This is a genomic window from Klebsiella sp. 2019SCSN059 (genome assembly GCF_021739525.1).
GTDB classification, from domain to species: Bacteria; Pseudomonadota; Gammaproteobacteria; order Enterobacterales; family Enterobacteriaceae; genus Klebsiella; species Klebsiella quasipneumoniae.
Genome location: NZ_JAKKOM010000033.1, coordinates 1 through 26,411, shown reverse-complemented (window position 1 = coordinate 26,411; position 26,411 = coordinate 1). Strand labels below are relative to the sequence as shown.

The 26,411-nt window shown below is 57.2% G+C and carries 24 protein-coding genes and 2 pseudogenes; 17 read left to right on the top strand and 9 right to left on the bottom strand.

The features are described from left to right. Positions 1–2 precede the first annotated feature (2 nt). The 13 genes from rseP to tilS all read left to right on the top strand — a co-directional run bounded on the left by rseP (position 3) and on the right by tilS (position 17,094). Positions 3–1,355, top strand: coding sequence for a sigma E protease regulator RseP (rseP, locus tag L2I46_RS23975; RefSeq protein ID WP_004204451.1), 1,353 nt, complete (start codon positions 3–5; stop codon positions 1,353–1,355). A gap of 31 nt (positions 1,356–1,386) precedes the next feature. Next, complete coding sequence (gene bamA, locus L2I46_RS23970; RefSeq protein ID WP_023292048.1) at positions 1,387–3,816, top strand: outer membrane protein assembly factor BamA; 2,430 nt, start codon at positions 1,387–1,389, stop codon at positions 3,814–3,816. Positions 3,817–3,937: 121 nt separating this feature from the next. Then, positions 3,938–4,423, top strand: a complete 486-nt coding sequence (gene skp, locus L2I46_RS23965) for a molecular chaperone Skp (protein ID WP_002889325.1) — start codon at positions 3,938–3,940, stop codon at positions 4,421–4,423. Positions 4,424–4,426: 3 nt separating this feature from the next. Continuing rightward, positions 4,427–5,452 (top strand): UDP-3-O-(3-hydroxymyristoyl)glucosamine N-acyltransferase, encoded by a 1,026-nt coding sequence (gene lpxD / locus L2I46_RS23960; RefSeq protein ID WP_087825061.1) that lies wholly within the window; start codon positions 4,427–4,429, stop codon positions 5,450–5,452. Positions 5,453–5,557: 105 nt separating this feature from the next. Next, on the top strand, positions 5,558–6,013 hold the full coding sequence (fabZ, locus tag L2I46_RS23955; RefSeq protein ID WP_004145858.1) for a 3-hydroxyacyl-ACP dehydratase FabZ: 456 nt from the start codon (positions 5,558–5,560) through the stop codon (positions 6,011–6,013). Between the two features lie 3 nt (positions 6,014–6,016). Next, positions 6,017–6,805 carry an acyl-ACP--UDP-N-acetylglucosamine O-acyltransferase gene (gene lpxA, locus L2I46_RS23950; protein WP_004204455.1) on the top strand — a complete coding sequence of 263 codons (789 nt, stop codon included), beginning with the start codon at positions 6,017–6,019 and terminating at the stop codon, positions 6,803–6,805. Beyond that, positions 6,805–7,956 (top strand): lipid-A-disaccharide synthase, encoded by a 1,152-nt coding sequence (gene lpxB, locus L2I46_RS23945; protein WP_023292050.1) that lies wholly within the window; start codon positions 6,805–6,807, stop codon positions 7,954–7,956. The genes lpxA and lpxB overlap by 1 nt, the downstream gene beginning before the upstream one ends. Beyond that, complete coding sequence (gene rnhB, locus L2I46_RS23940) at positions 7,953–8,552, top strand: ribonuclease HII (RefSeq protein WP_004204458.1); 600 nt, start codon at positions 7,953–7,955, stop codon at positions 8,550–8,552. The genes lpxB and rnhB overlap by 4 nt, the downstream gene beginning before the upstream one ends. A 17-nt stretch (positions 8,553–8,569) precedes the next feature. Then, entirely contained in the window at positions 8,570–12,052 is a 3,483-nt protein-coding gene (gene dnaE / locus L2I46_RS23935) for a DNA polymerase III subunit alpha (RefSeq protein WP_023292051.1), read from the top strand. A 12-nt stretch (positions 12,053–12,064) separates the two neighbouring features. Beyond that, positions 12,065–13,024, top strand: coding sequence for an acetyl-CoA carboxylase carboxyl transferase subunit alpha (accA, locus tag L2I46_RS23930; protein WP_004145855.1), 960 nt, complete (start codon positions 12,065–12,067; stop codon positions 13,022–13,024). A gap of 113 nt (positions 13,025–13,137) precedes the next feature. Continuing rightward, entirely contained in the window at positions 13,138–15,291 is a 2,154-nt protein-coding gene (locus tag L2I46_RS23925) for a lysine decarboxylase LdcC (protein ID WP_032429283.1), read from the top strand. A gap of 46 nt (positions 15,292–15,337) precedes the next feature. Beyond that, a complete protein-coding gene (locus L2I46_RS23920; RefSeq protein ID WP_236948280.1) occupies positions 15,338–15,727 on the top strand; it encodes a VOC family protein in 390 nt (129 codons plus the stop codon). A 53-nt stretch (positions 15,728–15,780) separates the two neighbouring features. Beyond that, positions 15,781–17,094, top strand: coding sequence for a tRNA lysidine(34) synthetase TilS (gene tilS, locus L2I46_RS23915; protein WP_236948279.1), 1,314 nt, complete (start codon positions 15,781–15,783; stop codon positions 17,092–17,094). Between the two features lie 12 nt (positions 17,095–17,106). On the opposite strand, the gene rof is transcribed toward tilS, so the two are convergent. Both rof and L2I46_RS23905 read right to left on the bottom strand, forming a co-directional pair. Beyond that, positions 17,107–17,367, bottom strand: coding sequence for a Rho-binding antiterminator (gene rof / locus L2I46_RS23910; RefSeq protein WP_002889424.1), 261 nt, complete (start codon positions 17,365–17,367; stop codon positions 17,107–17,109). Next, entirely contained in the window at positions 17,354–17,554 is a 201-nt protein-coding gene (locus tag L2I46_RS23905; protein WP_002889429.1) for a YaeP family protein, read from the bottom strand. Before L2I46_RS23905 ends, rof begins: the two co-directional genes overlap by 14 nt. Before the next feature lie 196 nt (positions 17,555–17,750). On the opposite strand from L2I46_RS23905, the gene L2I46_RS23900 reads away from it, so the two are divergent. The 3 genes and pseudogenes from L2I46_RS23900 (at position 17,751) to nlpE (ending at position 19,476) form a co-directional block, all read left to right on the top strand. Continuing rightward, the gene (locus L2I46_RS23900; RefSeq protein WP_023292054.1) at positions 17,751–18,296 is read left to right on the top strand and encodes a YaeQ family protein; all 546 of its coding nucleotides are present in this window, start codon (positions 17,751–17,753) and stop codon (positions 18,294–18,296) included. Next, positions 18,293–18,706: pseudogene (gene arfB, locus L2I46_RS23895) on the top strand (alternative ribosome rescue aminoacyl-tRNA hydrolase ArfB). Before L2I46_RS23900 ends, arfB begins: the two are co-directional and overlap by 4 nt. 71 nt (positions 18,707–18,777) lie before the next feature. Continuing rightward, a complete protein-coding gene (gene nlpE / locus L2I46_RS23890; protein ID WP_101976373.1) occupies positions 18,778–19,476 on the top strand; it encodes an envelope stress response activation lipoprotein NlpE in 699 nt (232 codons plus the stop codon). A 19-nt stretch (positions 19,477–19,495) separates the two neighbouring features. On the opposite strand, the pseudogene L2I46_RS23885 reads toward nlpE, so the two are convergent. The 7 genes and pseudogenes from L2I46_RS23885 to metN form a co-directional block, all read right to left on the bottom strand. Beyond that, positions 19,496–19,711 (bottom strand): annotated as a pseudogene (locus L2I46_RS23885) (YaeF family permuted papain-like enzyme); the annotation flags it as partial. 59 nt (positions 19,712–19,770) lie between these two features. Beyond that, entirely contained in the window at positions 19,771–21,489 is a 1,719-nt protein-coding gene (proS, locus tag L2I46_RS23880) for a proline--tRNA ligase (protein WP_032452990.1), read from the bottom strand. A gap of 112 nt (positions 21,490–21,601) precedes the next feature. After that, positions 21,602–22,309: a tRNA (N6-threonylcarbamoyladenosine(37)-N6)-methyltransferase TrmO gene (gene tsaA / locus L2I46_RS23875; protein WP_032452991.1), complete on the bottom strand. Its 708-nt coding sequence runs from the start codon at positions 22,307–22,309 to the stop codon at positions 21,602–21,604. Further along, complete coding sequence (rcsF, locus tag L2I46_RS23870) at positions 22,306–22,713, bottom strand: Rcs stress response system protein RcsF (RefSeq protein ID WP_023292059.1); 408 nt, start codon at positions 22,711–22,713, stop codon at positions 22,306–22,308. Before rcsF ends, tsaA begins: the two co-directional genes overlap by 4 nt. 107 nt (positions 22,714–22,820) lie before the next feature. Beyond that, positions 22,821–23,636, bottom strand: coding sequence for a methionine ABC transporter substrate-binding lipoprotein MetQ (metQ, locus tag L2I46_RS23865; protein WP_002889445.1), 816 nt, complete (start codon positions 23,634–23,636; stop codon positions 22,821–22,823). Positions 23,637–23,679: 43 nt separating this feature from the next. Further along, the gene (locus L2I46_RS23860; protein WP_004204478.1) at positions 23,680–24,333 is read right to left on the bottom strand and encodes a methionine ABC transporter permease MetI; all 654 of its coding nucleotides are present in this window, start codon (positions 24,331–24,333) and stop codon (positions 23,680–23,682) included. Then, positions 24,326–25,357 (bottom strand): methionine ABC transporter ATP-binding protein MetN, encoded by a 1,032-nt coding sequence (gene metN / locus L2I46_RS23855; RefSeq protein ID WP_002889450.1) that lies wholly within the window; start codon positions 25,355–25,357, stop codon positions 24,326–24,328. The genes L2I46_RS23860 and metN overlap by 8 nt, the downstream gene beginning before the upstream one ends. A 188-nt stretch (positions 25,358–25,545) precedes the next feature. Here metN and gmhB point away from each other — a divergent pair, with 188 nt between their 5' ends. After that, the gene (gene gmhB, locus L2I46_RS23850) at positions 25,546–26,112 is read left to right on the top strand and encodes a D-glycero-beta-D-manno-heptose 1,7-bisphosphate 7-phosphatase (protein ID WP_004204479.1); all 567 of its coding nucleotides are present in this window, start codon (positions 25,546–25,548) and stop codon (positions 26,110–26,112) included. The last annotated feature ends 299 nt before the right edge of the window (positions 26,113–26,411 follow it).

The following is a 26,411-nucleotide window of genomic DNA, read 5'->3' as shown; positions in this document are numbered from 1 at the left end:
ATATGCTGAGCGTGCTCTGGAATCTGGCAGCTTTTATCATTGCGCTTGGCGTACTGATTACGGTGCATGAGTTTGGCCATTTTTGGGTAGCGCGCCGCTGCGGTATCCGGGTTGAGCGTTTTTCTATCGGCTTCGGCAAAGCGCTGTGGCGGCGGATGGATAAGCAGGGTACGGAGTTCGTCATTGCCCTGATCCCGCTGGGCGGCTACGTCAAGATGCTGGATGAGCGTGTTGAAGCGGTGGCGCCGGAGATGCGCCACTACGCTTTCAATAATAAAACCGTCGGCCAGCGTGCGGCGGTGATTGCCGCCGGTCCCATCGCTAACTTCCTTTTCGCTATCTTTGCCTACTGGCTGGTCTTCATCATCGGCGTTCCTGGCGTTCGCCCGGTAGTGGGTGAAATAACCCCCAATTCGGTTGCCGCGCAAGCACAAATTGCAAAAGGCACGGAACTTAAAGCGATAGATGGTATCGAAACGCCTGATTGGGATGCGGTGCGTCTGCAGCTGGTGGCCAAAATCGGCAACCCGCAAACAATACTTACCGTCGCCCCTTTCGGGACCAATCAGCGCCAGGATAAAATCGTCGATCTGCGGCACTGGGCGTTTGAGCCAGACAAGCAAGATCCCGTGACGTCGCTAGGGATCCAGCCGCGCAGCGCGCAGATTGATACGGTGCTGGCGGAAGTCCAGGCGGGCTCGGCAGCTCAGAAAGCAGGTTTGCAAGCGGGCGACCGGATCGTTAAAGTCGATGGACAACCGTTAACGCAGTGGATGACGTTTGTTAATCTGGTGCGCGATAATCCGGGCAAAGCGCTGGCGCTGGAGATTGAACGGCAGGGGAGTGCGCTGCCGTTAACCCTGACGCCGGATGCAAAAACGGTGAAAGGTAAGGCAGAAGGGTTCGCAGGGGTGGTGCCAAAGGTCATCCCGCTGCCTGAAGAATACAAGACAGTACGTCAGTACGGACCGTTTGCCGCCATCGCTGAAGCCACGGATAAAACCTGGCAGCTGATGTCGCTGACGGTCAGGATGCTGGGTAAATTGATAACCGGTGATGTCAAACTGAACAACCTCAGTGGGCCGATCTCTATCGCTCAGGGGGCTGGAATGTCAGCGGAGTTTGGGTTGATTTATTATCTGATGTTCCTTGCGCTGATTAGCGTGAACCTCGGAATCATCAACCTGTTCCCACTACCCGTACTGGATGGGGGACATCTGCTGTTTTTGGCGATTGAAAAGCTGAAGGGCGGGCCGGTATCCGAGCGAGTTCAAGACTTTAGTTATCGCATTGGCTCAATACTGCTGGTGCTGTTAATGGGGCTTGCACTTTTCAATGATTTCTCTCGGTTATAAGAGAGTTTGTTAGGAAGAACGCATAATAACGATGGCGATGAAAAAGTTGCTCATAGCGTCGCTGCTGTTTAGCAGCGCGACTGTATACGGTGCTGAAGGGTTCGTGGTGAAGGACATTCATTTCGAAGGCTTGCAGCGTGTCGCTGTTGGTGCGGCCCTCCTCAGTATGCCAGTGCGTCCTGGCGATACGGTGACCGACGATGATATCAGTAACACTATTCGCGCGCTGTTTGCCACTGGCAACTTCGAGGACGTCCGCGTCCTGCGCGATGGTGATACCCTGCTGGTGCAGGTGAAAGAGCGTCCGACGATCGCCAGCATCACTTTCTCCGGCAACAAGTCGGTGAAAGATGACATGCTCAAGCAGAACCTTGAGGCCTCTGGCGTTCGGGTGGGCGAGTCGCTTGACCGCACGACCATCGCGGACATCGAGAAGGGTCTCGAGGATTTCTACTACAGCGTCGGTAAATACAGCGCCAGCGTCAAAGCGGTGGTTACTCCGCTGCCGCGAAACCGTGTCGACCTGAAACTGGTCTTCCAGGAAGGCGTCTCCGCTAAAATTCAGCAGATCAACATCGTCGGCAACCATGCGTTTTCGACTGATGAGCTGATCTCCCACTTCCAGCTGCGCGATGAAGTGCCGTGGTGGAACGTGGTCGGCGACCGTAAATACCAGAAGCAGAAGCTGGCGGGCGACCTTGAAACCCTGCGCAGCTACTACCTGGATCGCGGCTATGCCCGTTTCAACATCGATTCTACCCAGGTCAGCCTGACGCCGGATAAGAAAGGGATCTACATCACCGTCAACATCACCGAAGGCGATCAGTACAAGTTTTCCGGGGTGCAGGTGACGGGCAACCTCGCCGGCCATTCCGCGGAAATCGAAGCGCTGACCAAAGTCGAGCCGGGTGAACTGTATAACGGCGCGAAAGTGACCAAGATGGAAAACGACATCAAGAAACTGTTGGGTCGTTATGGTTACGCCTACCCGCGCGTGCAGTCGCAGCCGGAGATTAACGACAGCGATAAAACCGTTAAGCTGCACGTCAACGTCGATGCGGGCAACCGCTATTACGTGCGTAAAATTCGCTTCGAAGGCAACGACACCTCCAAAGATGCCGTTCTGCGCCGCGAAATGCGCCAGATGGAAGGCGCGTGGCTGGGCAGCGACCTCGTCGATCAGGGTAAAGACCGTCTCAACCGTTTAGGCTTCTTCGAAACGGTCGATACCGATACCCAGCGCGTCCCGGGCAGCCCGGACCAGGTCGACGTAGTCTACAAGGTGAAAGAGCGTAACACCGGTAGCTTCAACTTCGGTATCGGTTACGGTACCGAGAGCGGCGTCAGCTTCCAGGCGGGCGTTCAGCAGGATAACTGGTTAGGTACTGGCTATGCTGTCGGGATCAACGGCACCAAAAACGACTACCAAACCTATACCGAGCTGTCGGTGACCAATCCGTACTTCACCGTAGACGGTGTGAGCCTCGGCGGCCGTGTCTTCTATAATGACTTTGATGCGAACGATGCGGATCTGTCTGACTATACCAACAAAAGCTATGGTACAGACATCACGCTGGGCTTCCCGGTCAACGAATACAACACGCTGCGCGCCGGCGTCGGGTATGTGCATAACTCCCTGTCCAATATGCAGCCGCAGGTGGCGATGTGGCGTTACCTGAACTCGATGGGCCAGTATCCGGACAACACCAACGACCGGAACTCGTTCAGTGCGAATGACTTCACCTTCAACTACGGTTGGACCTATAACAAGCTTGACCGCGGCTTCTTCCCAACGGAAGGTTCGCGCGTCAACCTGAACGGTAAAGTGACCATTCCGGGTTCGGACAACGAATACTACAAAGCGACGTTGGATACCGCCACCTATGTGCCGATCGACAACGATCATGAATGGGTGGTGCTGGGTCGTACCCGCTTTGGCTATGGCGATGGTATTGGCGGCAAAGAGATGCCGTTCTATGAGAACTTCTATGCCGGTGGCTCCAGCACCGTGCGTGGCTTCCAGTCGAACACCATTGGTCCGAAGGCAGTGTATTTCCCGGCAAGCAGCCGTCATGACGATGATGACAGCTACGATAATGAATGTAAGAGCACCGAATCCGCACCGTGTAAATCCGATGATGCGGTGGGCGGTAACGCGATGGCGGTGGCCAGCCTGGAGCTGATTACCCCGACGCCGTTCATTAGTGACAAATATGCGAACTCGGTCCGGACTTCCTTCTTCTGGGATATGGGTACCGTATGGGATACTCACTGGGATTCGAGCGCGTATGGCGGTTATCCGGATTACAGCGATCCGAGCAACATCCGTATGTCTGCGGGTATTGCCGTGCAGTGGATGTCGCCGTTGGGGCCGTTGGTCTTCTCCTACGCCCAACCGTTCAAAAAGTACGATGGAGACAAAGCCGAACAGTTCCAGTTTAACATTGGTAAAACCTGGTAATTGTTGGCGGCAATGGAATGCAAGTGCAGTATAGCGCTGACCGTAGGCGATAACGCGTTTATCGCCTCGCCACGCAAATAACGGTACCCCTGGGTACTCATGGGATGGTAAGGAGTTTATTGTGAAAAAGTGGTTATTAGCTGCAGGTCTGGGTTTGGCAATGGTAACTTCCGCTCAGGCGGCAGATAAAATTGCCCTGGTGAACATGAACAGCCTGTTCCAACAGGTTGCCCAGAAAACTGGCGTTTCCAACACGCTGGAAAACGAGTTCAAAGGCCGCGCTAGCGAACTGCAGCGTATGGAAGGCGACCTGCAGTCTAAAATGCAGCGTCTGCAGTCCATGAAGCCGGGCGCCGATCGTACCAAACTGGAAAAAGACGTGATGGCTCAGCGCCAGACCTTCTCCCAGAAAGCGCAGGCGTTTGAACAGGATCGCGCTCGTCGTTCCAACGAAGAGCGTGGCAAACTGGTGACCCGTATCCAGACTGCCGTACAGAGCGTAGCGAAAGATCAGAGCATCGATCTGGTGGTTGACGCGAATGCCGTTGCATACAACAGCAGCGATGTAAAAGACATCACCGCTGATGTGCTGAAACAGGTTAAATAAGTAATGCCTTCAATTCGACTGGCTGATCTTGCGCAGCAGTTGGATGCAGAATTACACGGTGATGGCGATATCGTCATCACCGGCGTTGCGTCCATGCAGAGCGCGAAAACGGGCCAAATCACTTTCATGGTCAACCCTAAGTACCGTGAACACCTGGCCGCTTGCCAGGCTTCTGCCGTTGTGATGACGCAGGATGATTTGCCTTTTGCCCATAGCGCCGCGCTGGTAGTGCGTAATCCCTACCTGACCTACGCGCGCATGGCTCAAATTCTGGATACCACGCCGCAGCCGGCACAGGATATCGCGCCGAGCGCGGTTATCGATCCGACGGCGAAGCTGGGTAGCAACGTTGCCATCGGCGCCAACGCCGTTATCGAATCCGGGGTAGAGCTGGGCGATAACGTGGTCATCGGCGCAGGCTGCTTCGTTGGGAAAAATACGAAAATAGGCGCCGGCTCGCGTTTGTGGGCCAATGTGACCATTTACCATGAGATTGAGATCGGCGAGAATTGCCTGATCCAGTCCAGCACGGTGATCGGCGCGGATGGCTTCGGCTACGCCAACGATCGCGGCAACTGGGTGAAGATCCCGCAGCTGGGTCGCGTCATTATTGGCGATCGCGTGGAGATCGGCGCCTGCACCACAATTGACCGCGGCGCGCTGGACGATACCGTGATTGGCAACGGGGTTATCATTGATAACCAGTGCCAGATTGCGCATAACGTGGTGATTGGCGACAATACCGCGGTTGCCGGCGGTGTCATCATGGCAGGCAGCCTGAAAATCGGCCGCTACTGCATGATTGGCGGCGCCAGCGTGATTAACGGCCATATGGAAATCTGCGATAAGGTCACCGTCACGGGGATGGGGATGGTGATGCGTCCTATCAGCGAACCTGGCGTATACTCCTCCGGTATTCCGCTGCAGCCGAACAAGGCGTGGCGTAAAACCGCTGCGCTGGTGATGAATATTGACGAGATGAGCAAGCGCCTGAAAGCGATTGAGCGCAAGGTTAATCAACAAGACTAATTCATCATTTGGTCACATGACATTTCCGGCCTGTTGCATTCGCTAAAAGATTGCCGCAGGCCGTGTTATTATTGCCTTTTAGTACATTTAGACAGGAAGAGTATTTTGACTACTGACACTCATACTCTGCACATTGAAGAGATTCTGGAACTTCTGCCTCACCGTTACCCGTTCCTGCTGGTAGACCGCGTGCTGGATTTTGAAGAAGGTCGTTTTCTGCGCGCAGTAAAAAATGTTTCTGTAAACGAGCCGTTTTTCCAGGGGCATTTCCCTGGTAAGCCGATTTTGCCGGGCGTCCTGATTCTGGAAGCAATGGCGCAGGCCACCGGGATTCTGGCATTCAAAAGCGTTGGAAAACTGGAACCAGGCGAGCTGTATTACTTCGCGGGTATCGATGAAGCACGTTTCAAACGCCCGGTAGTACCAGGCGATCAGATGATTATGGAAGTCACTTTCGAGAAAACCCGCCGCGGCCTGACCCGTTTCAAAGGCGTTGCGCTGGTTGACGGTAAAGTGGTTTGCGAAGCGACGATGATGTGTGCGCGTAGCCGGGAGGCCTGATACGTGATTGATAAAACCGCTTTTGTTCATCCTACCGCCATTGTTGAAGAAGGCGCCGTGATTGGCGCTAACGTCCACATTGGTCCGTTTTGTATTGTTGGCGCCAACGTCGAAATCGGCGAAGGCACCGTACTGAAGTCTCACGTTGTCGTTAACGGCCACACCAAAATCGGCCGTGACAACGAGATCTATCAGTTCGCTTCCATCGGCGAAGTTAACCAGGATCTGAAATATGCTGGCGAACCAACCCGGGTGGAAATTGGCGATCGCAACCGCATTCGCGAAAGCGTCACCATTCATCGCGGCACAGTACAGGGCGGTGGATTAACAAAGGTGGGCAACGATAACCTGCTGATGATCAACGCCCACGTGGCGCACGATTGTACGCTTGGCGATCGCTGCATCCTGGCCAATAACGCGACGCTCGCGGGCCATGTTTCGCTGGATGATTATGTCATTATCGGCGGCATGACTGCGGTGCACCAGTTCTGCGTCATTGGCTCACACGTTATGGTTGGCGGCTGCTCCGGCGTAGCGCAGGACGTTCCGCCGTTCGTGATTGCCCAGGGCAACCACGCGACGCCGTTCGGCGTCAACATCGAAGGCCTGAAACGCCGCGGCTTCAGCCGGGAAGCGATTACCGCGATCCGCAACGCGTATAAACTGCTGTACCGCAGCGGCAAGACGCTGGAAGAAGCCAAGCCGGAGATCGCCGAACTGGCGACTCAGCATCCTGAAGTTCAGCCGTTTGTCGATTTCTTCGCCCGCTCTACCCGCGGCTTGATTCGTTAATGGCTGAACAGCGTCCCCTGACGATTGCCCTGGTCGCCGGAGAAACCTCCGGCGATATTCTTGGCGCTGGCCTCATCCGCGCCCTCAAAGCACGCATCCCGAATGCGCGCTTTGTCGGCGTGGCGGGACCGCTGATGCAGGCGGAAGGGTGTGAAGCCTGGTACGAAATGGAAGAGCTGGCGGTGATGGGTATTGTTGAAGTGCTCGGTCGCCTGCGTCGCTTACTCCATATTCGCGCCGATTTGACCCGCCGCTTCGGCGAGCTGCGTCCCGATGTTTTCGTCGGTATCGACGCCCCTGACTTCAATATTACCCTCGAAGGGAATCTGAAAAAGCAGGGCATCAAAACCATTCACTACGTCAGCCCATCGGTCTGGGCCTGGCGACAAAAACGCGTTTTCAAAATCGGCAGATCCACCGATCTGGTGCTGGCCTTTCTGCCTTTCGAAAAAGCGTTTTATGACAAATTTAACGTTCCCTGCCGCTTTATCGGCCATACCATGGCGGATGCGATGCCGCTGGATCCTGACAAAGGCGCCGCGCGCGACCGGTTAGGGATCCCGCACGACGTGCGTTGCCTGGCGCTGTTGCCCGGTAGCCGCGGCGCGGAAGTCGAAATGCTCAGTGCGGACTTTCTGAAAACCGCGCAACTTCTGCGGGCTACCTATCCCGATCTGCAGGTGGTGGTGCCGCTGGTTAATGCTAAACGGCGGGAGCAGTTTGAGCGAATTAAAGCTGAGACGGCGCCGGATATGATCGTGCATATGCTGGACGGCCAGGCGCGAGATGCGATGATCGCCAGCGACGCCGCGCTGCTGGCCTCCGGGACGGCGGCGCTGGAGTGTATGCTGGCGAAATGCCCGATGGTGGTTGGCTATCGCATGAAGCCGTTCACCTTCTGGCTGGCGAAGCGGTTGGTTAAAACCGACTATGTCTCGTTGCCGAACCTGCTGGCCGGGCGCGAGCTGGTTAAAGAGCTGCTGCAGGATGAGTGCGAGCCGCAGGCGCTGGCTGCCGCCCTGCAGCCGCTGCTGGCCGATGGCAAAACCAGCCATGAGATGCATGAGACATTCCGCGCGCTGCATCAGCAGATCCGCTGCAACGCCGATGAGCAGGCGGCGGATGCCGTACTGGAGTTAGCAAAACAATGATGGAGTTCGTCTATCCGCATACCCATCTGGTTGCCGGCGTCGATGAGGTCGGGCGTGGCCCCCTGGTTGGCGCGGTGGTGACCGCGGCGGTGATCCTCGATCCGGCGAAGCCGATTGTGGGTCTGAATGATTCCAAAAAACTCAGCGAGAAGCGTCGACTGGCGCTCTTCGATGAGATTAAAGAGAAAGCGCTGTGCTGGAGCCTTGGGCGCGCCGAGCCGCATGAGATCGATGAGCTGAATATCCTGCATGCCACTATGCTGGCGATGCAGCGCGCCGTCGCCGGCCTGAGCATTGTGCCCGAGTTTGTCCTGATCGATGGCAACCGCTGTCCGTCGCTACCGATGCCCTCCCTGGCGGTGGTGAAAGGCGACAGCCGGGTGGCAGAAATCAGCGCAGCGTCTATTCTGGCAAAAGTCACTCGTGACGCCGAAATGGCCACGCTGGACCTCGCATTTCCCCACTACGGATTTGCCCAGCATAAAGGCTATCCCACCGCTGTTCACCTGCAGAAGCTGCAGGAACACGGCGCAACAGAGCATCACCGGCGCAGTTTCGGCCCGGTGAAGCGTGCCCTGGGCCTGGCGTCCAACTAAGTCACCGGGATCTAAAGATGGCTGAACCACGTTTCGTACACCTGCGGGTGCACAGCGACTATTCCATGATCGATGGGCTGGCAAAGACCGGGCCGCTGGTCAAGAAGGCGGCCTCGCTTGGCATGCCAGCGCTAGCAATCACCGATTTCACCAACCTCTGCGGGCTGGTGAAGTTCTACGGGACGGGACACGGCGCGGGGATTAAGCCGATCGTCGGCGCCGATTTCCACGTGCAGTGCGACCTGCTCGGCGACGAATTTACCGAGCTGACCGTGCTGGCGGCGAACAACACCGGCTACCAGAACCTGACTCTGCTGATTTCCCGCGCCTATCAGCGCGGCTACGGCGCCCTGGGGCCGTGGATCGATCGCGACTGGCTGGTGGAACATCAGGAAGGGCTGATTCTGCTCTCCGGCGGCCGTAAAGGCGACGTCGGCGTCAGCCTGATCCGCGGCAACATGCCGCTGGTTGAGCAGTGCGTCTCCTTCTATGAAGAGCATTTCCCGGATCGCTATTTTCTGGAGCTGATCCGCACCGGTCGTCAGGATGAAGAGAGTTATCTCCATGCCGCCGTAGCGCTGGCGGAAGCTCGTGGTCTGCCGGTGGTGGCGACCAACGATGTCCGCTTCCTCGACACTGGCGACTTTGACGCCCATGAAATCCGCGTCGCTATTCACGACGGCTTCACCCTCGACGACCCGAAACGGCCGCGCAACTACTCGCCACAGCAATATATGCGCAGCGAGGAGGAGATGTGCGAGCTGTTCGCCGATATTCCGGAAGCGCTGGCAAACAGCGTCGAGATCGCCAAACGCTGCAACGTCACCGTGCGGCTTGGCGAATATTTCCTGCCGCAGTTCCCGACCGGCGATATGACCACGGAAGATTTCCTGGTAATGAAATCGAAAGAGGGTCTGGAAGAGCGGCTGGAATTCCTCTTCCCGGATCCGGAAGTGCGCGCGAAGCGCCGGCCGGAATACGACGAGCGTCTGGATATCGAGCTGCAGGTGATCAACCAGATGGGCTTCCCCGGCTACTTCCTGATCGTGATGGAGTTTATCCAGTGGTCGAAGGATAACGGCGTGCCGGTCGGCCCGGGCCGCGGTTCCGGCGCCGGCTCGCTGGTGGCCTACGCGCTGAAGATCACCGATCTTGACCCGCTGGAATTCGACCTGCTGTTCGAACGTTTCCTCAACCCGGAACGTGTTTCGATGCCCGACTTCGACGTCGACTTCTGCATGGAGAAACGCGACCAGGTTATCGAGCACGTGGCGGATATGTATGGCCGCGACGCGGTATCGCAGATCATCACCTTCGGTACCATGGCGGCGAAGGCGGTCATCCGCGACGTGGGCCGCGTGCTGGGTCACCCGTACGGCTTTGTCGACCGCATCTCCAAGCTGGTGCCGCCCGATCCGGGCATGACGCTGGCGAAAGCCTTTGAGGCCGAGCCGCAGCTGCCGGAGATCTACGAGGCGGACGAAGAAGTGAAAGCGCTGATCGACATGGCGCGTAAGCTGGAAGGGGTGACGCGAAACGCCGGTAAGCATGCGGGCGGCGTGGTTATCGCGCCGACCAAAATCACCGACTTCGCCCCGCTGTATTGCGATGAGCAGGGGCTGCATCCGGTTACCCAGTTTGACAAGAACGACGTGGAATACGCCGGGCTGGTGAAATTCGACTTCCTCGGTCTGCGTACGCTCACTATCATTAACTGGGCGCTGGAGATGATTAACAAGCGCCGTGAGAAGAACGGCGAAGGGCCGCTGGATATCGCCGCCATCCCGCTGGATGACAAGAAAAGCTTCGACATGCTGCAGCGCTCGGAAACCACCGCGGTCTTCCAGCTTGAATCGCGCGGCATGAAAGATCTGATTAAACGCCTGCAGCCGGACTGCTTCGAAGATATGATCGCGCTGGTGGCCCTGTTCCGCCCGGGCCCGCTGCAGTCGGGGATGGTAGATAACTTTATCGACCGTAAGCACGGCCGCGAAGAGATCTCGTATCCGGACGTACAGTGGCAGCATGAAAGCCTGAAACCGGTGCTGGAGCCGACCTACGGCATCATCCTGTACCAGGAACAGGTCATGCAGATTGCCCAGGTGCTGTCCGGCTATACCCTCGGCGGCGCGGATATGCTGCGTCGTGCGATGGGTAAGAAAAAGCCGGAGGAGATGGCCAAGCAGCGTTCTATCTTTGAGGATGGGGCGAAGAAAAACGGCGTTGATGGCGAGCTGGCGATGAAAATCTTCGACCTGGTGGAGAAATTCGCCGGTTACGGGTTTAACAAATCGCACTCCGCCGCATACGCGCTGGTTTCTTACCAGACGCTGTGGCTTAAGGCGCACTATCCGGCTGAGTTTATGGCGGCGGTAATGACCGCCGATATGGACAACACCGAGAAGGTCGTTGGCCTGGTGGACGAGTGCTGGCGTATGGGGCTGAAAATTTTGCCCCCGGATATTAACTCCGGCCTGTACCATTTCCACGTCAACGACGACGGCGAGATCGTCTACGGTATCGGCGCCATCAAGGGCGTCGGCGAAGGGCCGATCGAAGCGATCATTGAGGCGCGTAACAACGGCGGTTATTTCCGCGAGCTGTTCGACCTTTGTGCGCGGACCGATATTAAAAAGCTCAACCGTCGGGTGCTGGAAAAACTGATTATGTCCGGGGCGTTCGATCGTCTCGGTCCGCATCGCGCGGCGCTGATGAATTCACTGGGCGATGCGCTGAAAGCCGCCGATCAGCACGCCAAAGCCGAGGCCATCGGCCAGGCCGATATGTTCGGCGTGCTGGCGGAAGAGCCTGAGCAGATTGAACAGTCCTACGCCAGCTGCCAGCCGTGGCCTGAGCAGGTGGTGCTGGATGGTGAAAGGGAGACCCTGGGGCTGTACCTGACCGGGCACCCGATTAACCAGTATTTGAAAGAGATTGAGCGCTACGTCGGCGGCGTGAGGCTCAAAGACATGCATCCGACCGATCGTGGAAAAGTGACCACGGCGGCGGGGCTGGTGATTGCGGCGCGGGTAATGGTCACCAAGCGCGGCAATCGTATCGGCATCTGTACCCTGGATGACCGTTCCGGGCGGCTGGAGGTGATGTTATTCACCGACGCGCTGGATAAATATCAGCAGTTGCTGGAAAAAGACCGCATACTTATCGTCAGCGGACAGGTCAGCTTTGATGACTTTAGCGGGGGGCTTAAAATGACCGCCCGTGAAGTCATGGACATTGACGAAGCCCGGGAAAAATATGCTCGCGGGCTTGCTATCTCGCTGACGGACAGGCAAATTGATGACCAGCTTTTAAACCGACTCCGTCAGTCTCTGGAACCCCACCGTTCGGGAACCATTCCAGTGCACCTCTACTATCAGAGGGCGGATGCACGCGCGCGGTTGCGTTTCGGCGCAACATGGCGCGTCTCTCCGAGCGATCGTTTACTCAACGATCTGCGTGGCCTTATCGGCTCGGAGCAGGTGGAACTGGAGTTTGACTAATACAGGAATACTATGAGTCTGAATTTCCTAGATTTTGAACAGCCGATTGCAGAGCTGGAAGCGAAAATCGATTCCCTGACTGCGGTAAGCCGTCAGGATGAGAAACTGGATATTAACATCGACGAAGAGGTGCATCGTCTGCGCGAGAAAAGCGTAGAGCTGACGCGCAAAATCTTCGCCGATCTCGGTGCATGGCAGGTTGCGCAACTGGCGCGCCACCCGCGCCGTCCTTACACCCTGGATTATGTCCGCCTGGCGTTCGACGAATTTGACGAACTGGCCGGTGACCGCGCCTTCGCTGACGATAAAGCGATTGTCGGCGGTATCGCGCGTCTTGACGGTCGTCCGGTGATGATCATCGGCCACCAGAAAGGTCGCGAAACCAAAGAAAAAATTCGTCGCAACTTTGGTATGCCGGCCCCGGAAGGCTACCGCAAAGCGCTGCGCCTGATGGAGATGGCTGAGCGGTTTAAAATGCCGATCATCACCTTTATCGACACCCCGGGCGCCTACCCGGGCGTCGGCGCGGAAGAGCGCGGCCAGTCGGAAGCGATTGCCCGCAACCTGCGTGAGATGTCGCGTCTGAGCGTGCCGGTTATCTGCACCGTGATCGGCGAAGGCGGCTCCGGCGGCGCGCTGGCGATTGGCGTGGGTGACAAGGTCAATATGCTGCAGTACAGCACCTATTCGGTGATTTCGCCGGAAGGCTGCGCCTCCATTCTGTGGAAGAGCGCGGATAAAGCGCCGCTGGCTGCGGAAGCGATGGGCATTATCGCCCCGCGTCTGAAAGAGCTGAAGCTGATCGATTCTATCGTTCCGGAACCGCTGGGCGGCGCCCACCGCAACCCGGAAGCGATGGCGGCAAGCCTGAAAGCGCAGCTGCTGGCGGACCTGGCCGATCTCGATCTTCTCAGCGAAGAAGAGCTGCTGAACCGCCGCTATCAACGTCTGATGAGCTACGGTTACGCCTAAGTTTTCCGCTAGCGCAAAACACTAAGGGCCGGATTTTCCGGCCCTTTTTTTATGTGCGATGCGCCCAGGGGATTGCTATGATGCTGGGCTTAGGTGAATACCAGGAGGAAAGCGTGAATATCATCGCCATCATGGGGCCTCACGGCGTCTACCACAAAGACGAGCCGATCAAAGAACTGGAAGCGGCGCTGCAGCGCCAGGGCTTTCAGACCATCTGGCCGCAAAATAGCGCCGACCTGCTGCAGTTTATCGAGCACAACCCGCGCATCTGCGGCGTGATCTTCGACTGGGATGAGTACAGCGTCGATCTGTGCAGCGATATTAACCAGCTCAATGAATATCTGCCTCTGTACGCCTTTATTAACGCCCACTCGACGATGGACGTCAGCAGTCAGGATCTGCGCATGACGCTGTGGTTCTTCGAATATGCGCTGGGACTCTCCGAAGAGATCGCCACCCGCATCGGGCAGTATACCCGCGAGTACCTGGACAATATCACCCCGCCATTTACCCGCGCGCTGTTTAACTATGTGCAGGAGGGGAAATATACCTTCTGTACGCCGGGTCATATGGGCGGTAGCGCCTATCAGAAAAGCCCGGTGGGCTGCCTGTTCTATGATTTCTTTGGCGGGAATACGCTGAAGGCGGATGTCTCGATTTCGGTCACCGAGCTGGGCTCCCTGCTGGATCATACCGGCCCGCATCTGGAGGCGGAGGAGTATATCGCTCGCGCCTTTGGCGCCGAGCAAAGCTATATGGTGACCAACGGTACCTCGACGTCCAATAAAATTGTCGGTATGTACTCGGCGCCCGCCGGCAGTACCCTGCTGATTGACCGTAACTGTCACAAATCGCTGGCCCACCTGCTGATGATGAGCGATGTGGTTCCCCTGTGGCTGAAGCCGACCCGCAATGCGTTAGGGATCCTCGGCGGTATCCCCCGGCGCGAGTTTACCCGCGACAGTATTCAGCAGAAAGTGCGCGACACGGGCGGGGCGCAGTGGCCAGTGCATGCGGTGATCACCAACTCCACCTACGATGGGCTGCTCTACAACACCACCTGGCTTAAAGAGACGCTCGACGTCCCGTCGATCCATTTCGATTCCGCCTGGGTGCCGTATACCCATTTCCATCCGATATATCAGGGGAAAAGCGGCATGAGCGGTGAGCGGATCCCCGGAAAAGTCATTTTCGAGACGCAGTCGACGCACAAGATGCTGGCCGCGCTGTCGCAGGCCTCGCTGATCCACATTAAGGGCAACTATGATGAAGAGACCTTTAATGAAGCCTTTATGATGCATACCTCTACGTCGCCGAGCTATCCCATCGTCGCGTCGATTGAGACCGCGGCGGCGATGCTGCGCGGTAACTCCGGTAAGCGCCTGATCCAGCGCTCCATTGAGCGGGCGCTGGATTTCCGCAAAGAGGTGCAGCGACTGCGCGAGGAGTCGGACGGCTGGTTCTTTGATATCTGGCAGCCGGAAGCGGTGGATAAAGCCGAGTGCTGGCCGGTGGCGCCGGGCGATGACTGGCACGGTTTCAAAGATGCCGATGCGGATCATATGTACCTCGATCCGGTGAAAGTCACCATTCTGACGCCGGGTATGGACGAGCAGGGGAATATGGATGAAGAGGGGATCCCGGCGGCGCTGGTGGCGAAGTTCCTCGACGAGCGGGGCGTGGTGGTGGAGAAAACGGGCCCCTACAACCTGCTGTTCCTCTTTAGCATCGGTATCGATAAAACCCGGGCGATGGGTCTGCTGCGCGGCCTGACCGAATTTAAGCGCGCCTACGATCTCAATCTGCGGGTGAAAAATATGTTGCCGGATCTGTACGCGGAAGATCCCGACTTCTACCGCAACATGCGGATCCAGGATCTGGCACAGGGGATCCACCGCTTGATCCGCCAGCACCAGCTGCCGCAGCTGATGCTCAGCGCCTTTGACGTCCTGCCGGAAATGAAAATGACGCCGCATCATGCCTGGCAGCGCCAGATCAAGGGTGAGGTGGAAACCATTGAACTGGAGAACCTGGTGGGCCGAATTTCGGCCAACATGATCCTCCCTTATCCGCCGGGCGTACCGCTGCTGATGCCGGGAGAGATGATCACGGAGGAGAGCCGGGCGGTGCTCGACTTCCTACTGATGCTCTGCTCAATAGGACGTCATTACCCTGGGTTTGAGACCGATATTCACGGCGCGAAGCGCGATGAGGACGGCGTGTATCGGGTACGAGTCTTAAAAAATGACGAAAGGCTTGCGCGTTAACGGCGCGCACGAGTAACGTGGCTGGCTTAACAGAAGGAGTTTGACCATGCTGGGTTTGAAACGGGTTCACCATATTGCCATCATTGCGACTGACTACGCCCGCAGTAAAGCGTTCTATTGCGATATTCTGGGGTTTATGCTGCAAAGCGAGTTTTATCGCGCCGAACGTGACTCCTGGAAGGGCGATCTGGCGCTCAACGGCGAGTATGTGATTGAGCTGTTCTCGTTCCCGTTTCCGCCGGCCCGACCCAGTCGTCCGGAAGCGTGCGGGCTGCGTCATCTGGCCTTTAGCGTGGATGATATCGACGCTGCGGTGGCGCACCTGACGGCGCATGGCGTGGAGTGCGAAGCGATTCGCGTCGATCCCTTTACCGGTAAACGCTTTACCTTCTTTAGCGATCCGGACGACCTGCCGCTGGAAATATATCAGCAGTAAACCTTGCCAGCGCGACCCTGGCCCGGTAACGTGCCGGGCCATCACTTCTCGGTATGTTTGTGGTTATGACGGCTAACATTGCGCATACGCTTCATCCCCATCGCCAGCTGCTGGTGGCCTTCAGCGGCGGTCTGGACTCGACGGTTCTCCTGCATCAGCTGGTGCTGCTGCGGGAACAGGATCCCTCTCTGACGCTGCGGGCGGTGCATGTTCATCACGGCCTTAGCGCCCACGCAGACGACTGGGTGGCGCATTGTCGGCAAATTTGCCAGCAGTGGCAGGTGCCGTTGGCGGTGCATCGCGTGACGTTAGCCCGGGGCGGCCTGGGCGTCGAGGCCCATGCCCGCGCGGCGCGCTATCAGGCCTTTCAGGAGACGCTCCGCGCCGGCGAAGTGTTAGTGACCGCTCAGCACCAGGACGATCAGTGTGAAACGCTGCTGCTGGCGTTAAAACGCGGCAGCGGTCCGACCGGCCTGTCGGCGATGGCGCCATCGTCTCCCTTTGCCGGCAGTCGACTGCTGCGTCCTCTCCTCAATGAAACCCGGGAATCGCTGCGCCAGTGGGCGCTCGCCCACCAGCTGTCGTGGATTGAAGATGAGAGTAATCAGGACGATACCTATGACCGCAACTTCCTGCGCCTGCGGGTGATCCCGGTGCTGCGTGAGCGCTGGCTGCACTTTAGCGAGGCCGTCGCCCGCAGCGCCAGCCTATGCGCCGAGCAGGAGCAGCTGCTGGACGAGATGCTGGCGGCGGAGCTGGCGTCGCTGGTGGCCGAAGACGGGTCACTGGCTATCGCGCCGCTGACGTCGATGAGTTCTCCCCGCCGCGCGGCGTTGCTGCGTCGCTGGCTCGCCGGGCAGCAGGCGCCGATGCCGGCCCGCGAGGTGCCTGAGCGCCTCTGGCACGAGGTGGCGCTGGCGCGGGAAGATGCCAGCCCCTGCCTGCGGTTGGGGGAATTTACCGTCCGCCGTTTTCAGCAGCGCTTGTACTGGGTGAGATATGTACCCGGGCAGACGGACAGCGTCCAGCGCTGGAAAGACTGGCGCCAACCGCTGCGGCTGGCGGACGGTCTTGGTGAGCTGGTGCTGCAGCCGGGCGGCAGGCTGCGCCCGCCCCCGGCGGATGAGCCAGTCACCGTCCGCTTTCGCGCCAGCGGCCATCTGCATATCGTCGGGCGTCATGGCGGCCGTAAGCTGAAGAAGATCTGGCAGGAGCTGGGCGTTGCTCCGTGGCGACGAGACACCACGCCGCTGCTGTTTTACGGCGAAACGCCGATTGCCGCAGCGGACGATCTGTTTGTGACTAACGAAGGTGAAGTCAAAGACGGGGAAGGGATCAGTCTGGCGTGGAGGAAAACGGGCGGTTAAGCCCGTTTTGATTCAGGATTCGCTCACCACCACGGTGCCGATTTCCGGGTGACTGAAGCTGGCGATTTTATCCAGGCGCAGCTCGCGGACGTTGCCGGCGAGTTCGACCACAAGATACTCGATATTTTTACGCGAGATTAGATCGCTGGCCTTCGCCTGCAGCTGTTCGCCATCCTTCAGCGCCAGCGTCAGCACCAGGTGATGCTGGCAGGCCAGCTCCAGGTTGTCGTAATCATCGCAGTTAATGGGTTGATAAGTATCATTCATTGACATAATCGCTCACCAGTAAGTTTGCTGCCGCATAAGCGGCCTTTTCCCTGACTGACTCCGAAAGGGCCTCATCCGCCGCAATCTCATTCAATACTTTCAACACGCAACCCAGCGCATCCGGGATATACCCTAAGTCTCCGCTGGCTATTTCCGCATACCGCTTGCGTATTAACTCACAATAGTGGTCCACATGCCCTCCTGTCAGCGTTCTGACTCAACCGTGGGATGCAAGTTTAAGCCTACGAAGATAAACTCTGTTTAGCAAGGGAACTATATCATAGTCATTTAAGCAATTTCAGCAGGATGAAACAGGTTGCTGCGATTGCTGACAGCCTTTTGTCGCCAGTTTCGCTACAATGTACGCCATTTTTTTCAGGAGTTTGTTCATGGCGCTGAAAGCGACGATATATAAAGCCGCGGTGAATGTAGCCGATCTGGATCGCAACCAGTTTCTGGATGCTAACCTGACGCTGGCGCAGCACCCATCGGAAACCCAGGAGCGCATGATGCTGCGCCTGCTGGCGTGGATCAAATATGCCGATGAGCGGCTGCAGTTTACGCGCGGCCTCTCGTCAGACGACGAGCCGGAGCTGTGGCTGCTTAACGATCATCTCGGGGTTGATCTGTGGATCGAGCTGGGGCTGCCGGACGAGAAACGTCTCAAGAAAGCCTGCTCGCGGGCGCAGGCGGTGGCGTTGTTTGCCTATAACAGCCGGGCGGCTGAAATCTGGTGGCAGCAGAATCAGAACAAGCTTGCGGCGTACCCGAAGCTGACTATCTGGTATCTTGATGATGCACAGCTGGCGCAGCTTAGCGCTTTTGCCGACCGCACGATGACGCTGCAGGCCACTTTGCAGGAGGGGAGCATCTGGTTGTCCGATGCTCAGAATAATCTGGAAATTCAGCTTACCGCCTGGCAAGGGCCGGCATGATTACTATCAGCCGCAGCGTGGCCATTGCCGATAACGAGATCACGCTGGAAGGTATTCGCGCCTAGGGGGCCGGGGGCCAGCACGTGAACAAAGCGTCGACCGCGATCCATCTGCGCTTCGATATTAAAGCCTCGAGCCTGCCGGCGTTTTACAAAGAGCGCCTGCTCGCCGCCAGCCACCACTTAATTTCTGCTGACGGTGTGGTTATCATTAAGGCTCAGGAATATCGCAGTCAGGAGATGAACCGCGAAGCGGCGATCGCCCGGCTGGTGGCCCTTATCAAAGAATTGACCGCAGTGCAAAAAAGTCGCCGGGAGACGCGACCGACTCGGGCATCCAAAGAGCGACGCCTTGCTTCCAAGGCGCAAAAGTCCTCAGTCAAGGCGCTGCGTGGGAAAGTTCGCCAGTGAAGGCGCTGCGTGGGAAAGTTCGCCAGTGAAGGCGTCGGCGAACGGGTGGAATGGATCATAAGGAAAGTAGAGTGAAGAAAATCATATTCTCCGTGATAGCGGCCTGTTCGCTGTTCGCGCTGTTTGGTTGTAACCATCGCGCCGAAACTGACACGGTCCAGCCGGCGGCGATGGAAGAGCTCAAGCCGATGCAGCAAAGCTGGCGCGGGGTGCTGCCTTGCGCGGATTGCGAAGGCATCGACACCTCGCTGTTCCTGGAAAAAGACGGCACCTGGGTGATGAATGAGCACTACCAGGGCGCGCGTCGTGAACCATCCTCCTTTGCCTCTTACGGCACCTGGGCGCGTACGGCGGATAAGCTGGTACTGACCAACAGCAAGGGCGAAAAATCGTACTTTCGCGCGAAGGGCGACAAGCTGGAGATGCTCGACCGCAACGGGAGCCCCATTCAGTCTCCCCTCAACTATACCCTGGAGCCGGTGAAGGCCAGCCTGCCGACCACCCCGATGGCGATGCGTGGTATGTACTTCTATATGGCCGATGCGGCAACCTTTACTGATTGCGCGACCGGTAAACGCGTCGCGGTGGCGAATAATGCCCAGCTTGAGCGGGATTATGCCGCTGCCCGCGGCAATGATTCACGTCCGGTGCTGCTGGTGGTGGAGGGGCACTTTACCCTCGAGGCGAACCCGGATACCGGCGAAATGATGAAAACGCTGATGACGGATCAGGCTGGCAAATTTATTCCTGGGAAGGACTGCGGACACTGATTGTCCGGCTCCTGCGCGGGAAAAGCAGGTCGCCGGAATGAAGGTCGTTTTCGGCGATTTCGCGCAGTCCGCTGCCGGCAATCGAGCTTTGACGCTGGAGGGTGACAGCCCATGGCGGTGAGCGGCCATCGATAGCGGATGCGGAAGGGGCGCTGCGGCCGACGTCTACAGTGCAGGCGGTAAGCAGGAGCAGGGCGGAGGTAAGCAGCCCGCTGCTGAGGAGAGGTGCAGTCATGGGTACAGTCCTTGTAAAAAAAAGGCCCTGACATCCGTTCAGGGCCCTGAGTTGGGTGATTAGCCTTTTATCGCTTTAACCAGATATTCCACAATATCCCCGGTCTTGATCAGCTGCTTCTCACCGTTGCGACGATACTTGTATTCGATATCGTCGTTGTCGAGGTTACGATCGCCCAGCACGATGGTGTGCGGGATACCGATCAGCTCCATATCGGCGAACATCACGCCCGGACGCTCTTTACGATCGTCCATCAGCACTTCAATACCCTGGGCGCTCAGCTCGGCGTACAGTTTCTCCGCCAGCTCCTGCACACGGTAAGATTTATGCATGTTCATCGGCAGGATCGCCACCTGGAACGGCGCAATCGCATCCGGCCAGACAATACCGCGATCGTCAAAGTTCTGCTCAATCGCCGCCGCCACCACGCGAGTGACCCCGATACCATAGCAACCCATGGTCAGGATCTGGTTGCGGCCATCTTCGCCCTGGACCGCGGCTTTCATCGCCTCGGAGTACTTCGTCCCCAGCTGGAAGATATGACCCACTTCGATACCGCGCTTGATAAGCAGGGTACCTTTGCCGTCCGGGCTCGGATCGCCGGCAACGACGTTACGGATGTCAGCGACTTCCGGCGTGGCGACATCGCGGTCCCAGTTGATGCCGAAATAGTGTTTGCCGTCGATGTTGGCGCCGGCGGCGAAATCGCTCATCACCGCCACAGTACGGTCGATAATCACCGGCACCGGCAGGTTCACCGGACCCAGGGAGCCCGGACCGGCTTTCACCAGGGCGCGGATCTCTTCTTCGGTGGCGAAGGTCAGCGGGCTGGCGACCTGCGGCAGTTTTTCCGCTTTCACTTCGTTCAGCTCGTGATCGCCGCGCACCAGCAGGGCAACCAGCGGGGAAGCGCTATCTTCAACCGCTTTCACCAGCAGGGTTTTCACGGTTTTTTCGATCGGCAGGTTGAACTGCTCAACCAGCTCGGCGATGGTTTTGGCGTTCGGCGTGTCGACCAGGGTCAACTCCTGGGTGGCGTCCGCGCGCGGCGTTTTCGGCGCAACGGCTTCCGCAAATTCGATGTTTGCCGCGTAGTCGGAGCTGTCGGAGAAGATCACATCGTCTTCGCCGCTCTGCGCCAGCACCTGGAATTCATGAGAGGCGCTGCCGCCGATGGAGCCGGTATCAGCCTGTACCGCGCGGAAATCCAGCCCCATACGGCTGAAGATTTTGCTGTAAGCGGCGTACATCGCATCGTAGGTTTCCTGCAGCGATTCCTGCGAAGTATGGAAAGAGTACGCATCTTTCATCAGGAATTCGCGGGAGCGCATCACGCCGAAACGCGGGCGCACTTCGTCGCGGAATTTGGTCTGGATCTGATAGAAGTTCAGCGGCAGCTGCTTATAGGAGTTCAGCTCGTTGCGGATCAGATCGGTGATGACCTCTTCGTGGGTTGGACCGAGGACGAACGGACGATCGCCACGATCGGCTATGCGCAGCAGTTCCGGGCCGTACTGCTCCCAGCGACCGCTCTCCTGCCACAGTTCAGATGGCTGAACGACCGGCATTAACACCTCGATCGCACCGGCGTTGTTCATCTCTTCACGCACGATGTTTTCGACTTTTTTCAGGACGCGCACGCCGGTCGGCAGCCAGGTGTATAACCCGGAGGCCAGCTTGCGGATCATCCCGGCGCGCAGCATCAGCTGGTGGCTGATTACCTCGGCGTCGGCAGGTGTCTCCTTCAGAGTGGAGAGCAGATATTGGCTAGTACGCATGTTGTAACGGTTCCAGTTAAACGAGCGGAACAGGCTGGTTGCCCAGCCTGAAACAAAAAAAGTGGTTTAGTTTACCAGTGTGGCAAAGATGCCAAAAGAGAGGAAAATAAAATTAGCGCGCTTCGAGGGCAAAGACTTCAAAACCGGAGGCAGTCACCCGCCAGCGGACGTTGAAATCCAGCAGCCAGACGGCGTAATTTTTGCCTGCCTCTTCCTCCTTACGGTAGGCCGGACGCGGATCCTGCGCCAGCACCTCTCGGATAAACGCCTTCAGGTGCGGATAACGCTTCTCCAGATGCAAAAGCTGCGTTTCGACGTCGGCGGTAAAACTGACGACCTGATCCGCCTGCGGCGCCTGTTGCGCGTAGCTGGCGTGCGCGTTGGGCAGCGCTTCGGCAAACGGCAGATAGGGTTTGATGTCGACCACCGGCGTACCGTCGACGAGATCGAGGCTGCCGAGTTCCAGTATCACCTGCTCTTTCTGACAGCGAACGCCCTTCAGCTCAACCAGAGACATGCCAATGGGATTGGGGCGAAAGGTGGAGCGGGTGGCGAAGACGCCCATACGCGCGTTGCCCCCGAGACGGGGAGGGCGCACCGTCGGACGCCAGCCGCCTTCCATGGTCTGATGAAACACAAACAGGATCCACAGATGGCTGAAGCTTTCCAGACCACGCACGGCGTCGGCCTGGTTGTAGGGCGCGATCAGATGGAGTTCTCCGCCGCCGTGCTTGACCAGACCCGGCTGGCGAGGTACGGCAAACTTCTCTTTATACGGCGAGCGGATCACGCCTATCTGCGCGAACTGAAATGCACTCATTGCGCCGAGACGTTAAGCGCCGAGCCCAGACAAACCGCCTGACGGTAGCAGCCTGGGGTGCCGCTGGTCACTTCGCAGCGGTGCAGCAGGACAGCATTGGCTTTCATACGTGCGGCATTAATCTGCAGGCGCTTGCGGGCGGTAGGGATATTCGGCGGAGAATCCTGATTCGAGGCCTGGCAGGACTCGCCAGACACTTCCCCCAGATCGCGGAATGGTTTACCTACCAGCTCTGACGCATCGGTATAAATACGTACCGGCGCCGGACGGGTTGCGCGTGGTTTGCTCGGCTCCGATTTAACCGGGGGAGTTGCAGTGCTTTGAACAGGTTCAACGGGAGATCTGCTTAGCATGGAACAACCGCTTAACATGAGTGCTAACAAACAGACCGGTAAAGCACGCATAGTATTTCCTCAATGAATAAAAAACAGGGCGTTATTGAATCAGGTGCTTGCATAAATGACAAGACGGGCGTGAAGCCCGTCCTGAATGATATTACGGTGAGAAAAGATTACCAGCCTTTCACTGCGCCGCCGTTAAAGATCTTGTTTGCTGCTTCGTAAACTTCATCGCTCTGGTAAGCCTGAACGAATTTTTTCACATTCTCAGCATCTTTATTGTCTTCACGCGCCACGATCAGGTTCACGTACGGCGACTCTTTCCCTTCAACAAAGATGCCGTCTTTCGCCGGGGTCAGGCCAATCTGGCTGGCGTAAGTGGTGTTGATAACGGCCAGCGCAATCTGCGCGTCGTCAAGAGAACGCGGCAGCTGCGGCGCTTCCAGTTCAACAATCTTCAGGTTTTTCGGGTTCTCGACGATATCCAGCGAGGTCGGCAGCAGGCCTACGCCGTCCTTCAGTTTGATCAGGCCCACCTGCTGCAGCAGCAGCAGAGAACGACCGAGGTTGGTCGGATCGTTAGGGACGGCGATCTGCGAGCCCGGCTGCAGTTCGTCCAGCGATTTGATTTTCTTCGAGTAACCCGCGATCGGGTAGACGAAGGTGTTGCCGACAGCCACCAGCTTGTAGCCGCGGTCTTTAATCTGCTGGTCGAGATACGGTTTATGCTGGAAGGCGTTGACGTCGATATCGCCTTTGCTCAGCGCTTCGTTCGGCAGAACGTAATCGTTGAAGGTCACCAGCTCAACGTCAAGGCCATACTTCTCTTTTGCCACTTTCTGCGCGACTTCAGCGACCTGCTGCTCCGCCCCGACGATAACGCCGACTTTAATATGATTCGGATCTTTTTCATCCTGACCGCAACCCACCAGCGCCAGAGAACCGATTAACGCACCAACTGCCGCAAAGGTTTTGAAATTAAAGGCCATGTTATTTCCTTCCTGTAAGAATGAGTGTTGTCTGCCAATAACGTTATTTATGAGTCACAGCCCGGACGATGCGATCGCCAGAGAATTGAATTAAATAAACCAGAATAACCAGCAATACCAGTACGGTATTCATTACGGTGGCGTTGTAGCCGATATAGCCATACTGATAACCAATCTGCCCCAGACCGCCGGCGCCCACCGCGCCGCCCATGGCGGAATAGCCCACCAGGGTGATCAGGGTGATGGTGGCGGCGTTGACCAGACCCGGCAGCGCTTCAGGCAGCAGAACCTTACGCACGATCTGCAGCGGCGTGGCGCCCATCGCCCGGGAGGCTTCGATAAGGCCGGTCGGGATCTCCAGCAGGGCGTTCTCCACCATGCGAGCGATAAACGGCGCGGCGCCCACCGTCAACGGCACGATCGCCGCCTGCAGGCCGATTGAGGTGCCGACGATCACGCGGGTAAACGGGATCATCCAGACCAGCAGGATAATGAACGGGATGGAGCGGAAAATGTTCACCAGCGCCGACAGGGTCCGGTACAGTTTAGCATTGGCGACGATTTGCCCCGGACGGGTCACGTACAGCAGCACGCCCACCGGCAGACCAAGGACAAAACCGAAGAAGCCGGAGACAAAGGTCATTGCCAGCGTTTCCCATACGCCGCGCAAGAGCAGCCACATCATTGCCTCAGACATAACCCAATACCTCTACTTTTACATGATGTTCCTGCAGCCAGGCGATAGCCGCCTGAGTGTCTTCCTGTGTACCGTGCATTTCGGTCAGCATGATGCCGAACTTCACCCCGCCGGCATAATCCATCTGCGCGCTAATAATGTTGTTATTCACGTTGAAGCGACGCGCGGTTTCAGAAAGCAGCGGCGCATCGACGGAGTGGCCGGTAAATTCCATGCGCAGCATCGGTACGCTATCCGCTGTGGCGGTAGGTTTCAGGCGCGCCTGGTAGTCATCAGGAATATCCAGGTGCAGCGTCGACTGAATAAACTGCTGGGCCAGCGGCGTCTTCGGATGGGAGAAGACTTCGCTCACCGTGTCCTGTTCAATCAACTGGCCGTTGCTAATCACCGCCACGCAGTCGCAGATGCGTTTCACCACATCCATTTCGTGGGTGATCAGCAGGATGGTCAGCCCCAGACGACGGTTAATGTCTTTCAGCAGTTCGAGAATGGAACGGGTGGTGGCCGGATCCAGGGCGCTGGTGGCTTCATCGCACAGCAGCACCTTGGGGTTACTGGCCAGCGCGCGGGCAATGGCGACACGCTGTTTCTGGCCGCCGGAGAGATTAGCCGGATAGCTGTCGTGCTTATCGCCCAGGCCGACAAGATCCAGCAGCTCCGTCACACGGCGTTTGATTTCTGCCTGCGGCGTGTTATCCAGCTCCAGGGGTAACGCTACGTTGCCGAAAACGGTGCGGGATGCCAGCAGGTTAAAATGCTGGAAAATCATGCCAATCTGACGGCGAGCGCGGGTTAGCTCTTTTTCCGACAGCGCAGTCAGTTCCTGACCGTCAACCTGTACGCTGCCCTCGGTCGGGCGCTCCAGCAGGTTAACGCAGCGAATCAGCGTACTTTTACCGGCGCCTGAGGCACCGATGACGCCGTAAATTTGTCCGGCAGGGACATGCAGGCTGACATTGTTCAGCGCCTGAATGCTGCGATTCCCCTGCTGGAACACTTTGGTGATATTGGAAAGTTTAATCATCAGTTATTTATTATCGTTTAGCCGTTTGCCGTGGCATTTTCTTCTGCCGTATCCAGGCGATGCCTGGCAATGAAATGGATGTTAAGGCATCCAGACGTCTAAATCAATCTGACTCTTTATAATGAGCACTTTCTTGCATGCGGAAACATGCGATACTAACGGCACTAGCCTTTTTCAGGAGCAAACCGGTGGCAAAGTCAGTACCCGCAATTTTTCTCGACCGTGACGGCACCATTAATGTCGATCATGGCTACGTCCACGAAATCGACAATTTTGAATTTATCGATGGCGTCATTGACGCAATGCGCGAGCTCAAAGAGATGGGCTACGCGCTGGTGCTGGTCACTAACCAGTCCGGTATTGCTCGCGGTAAATTTACCGAAGCCCAGTTTGAAACGCTGACTGAATGGATGGACTGGTCTCTGGCAGACCGTGGCGTCGATCTGGACGGTATCTATTATTGCCCGCATCACCCGCAGGGTGCGGTTGAGGAGTACCGTCAGACCTGTGATTGCCGTAAACCGCATCCGGGGATGCTGATCTCCGCCCGCGATTATCTGCATATCGATATGGCCGCTTCCTATATGGTAGGGGACAAACTGGAAGATATGCAGGCTGCAGCGGCCGCTGATGTCGGTACTAAAGTGCTGGTGCGTACCGGTAAGCCTGTTACTGAAGAAGCGGAAAAAGCCGCGGATTGGGTGCTAAATAGCCTGACCGAGCTGCCGGCGGCGATTAAAAAGCAGCAAAAATAAGCGTTGCGTATAAAAGATGAGCGGTTGAAATAAGATTGTATTTTTCCGCTTGTCATTCCCGGCGGGCTCCCTATAATGCGCCTCCATCGACACGGCGGATGTGAATCACTTCACACAAACAGCCGGTTCGGTTGAAGAGAAAAATCCTGAAAAACGGGTTGACTCTGAAAGAGGAAAGCGTAATATACGCCACCTCGCGACAGAGCGCTAAAGCGCGTCGCAACTGCTCTTTAACAATTTATCAGACAATCTGTGTGGGCACTCAAAGTGACATGGATTCTTAACGTCCTCGGACGAAA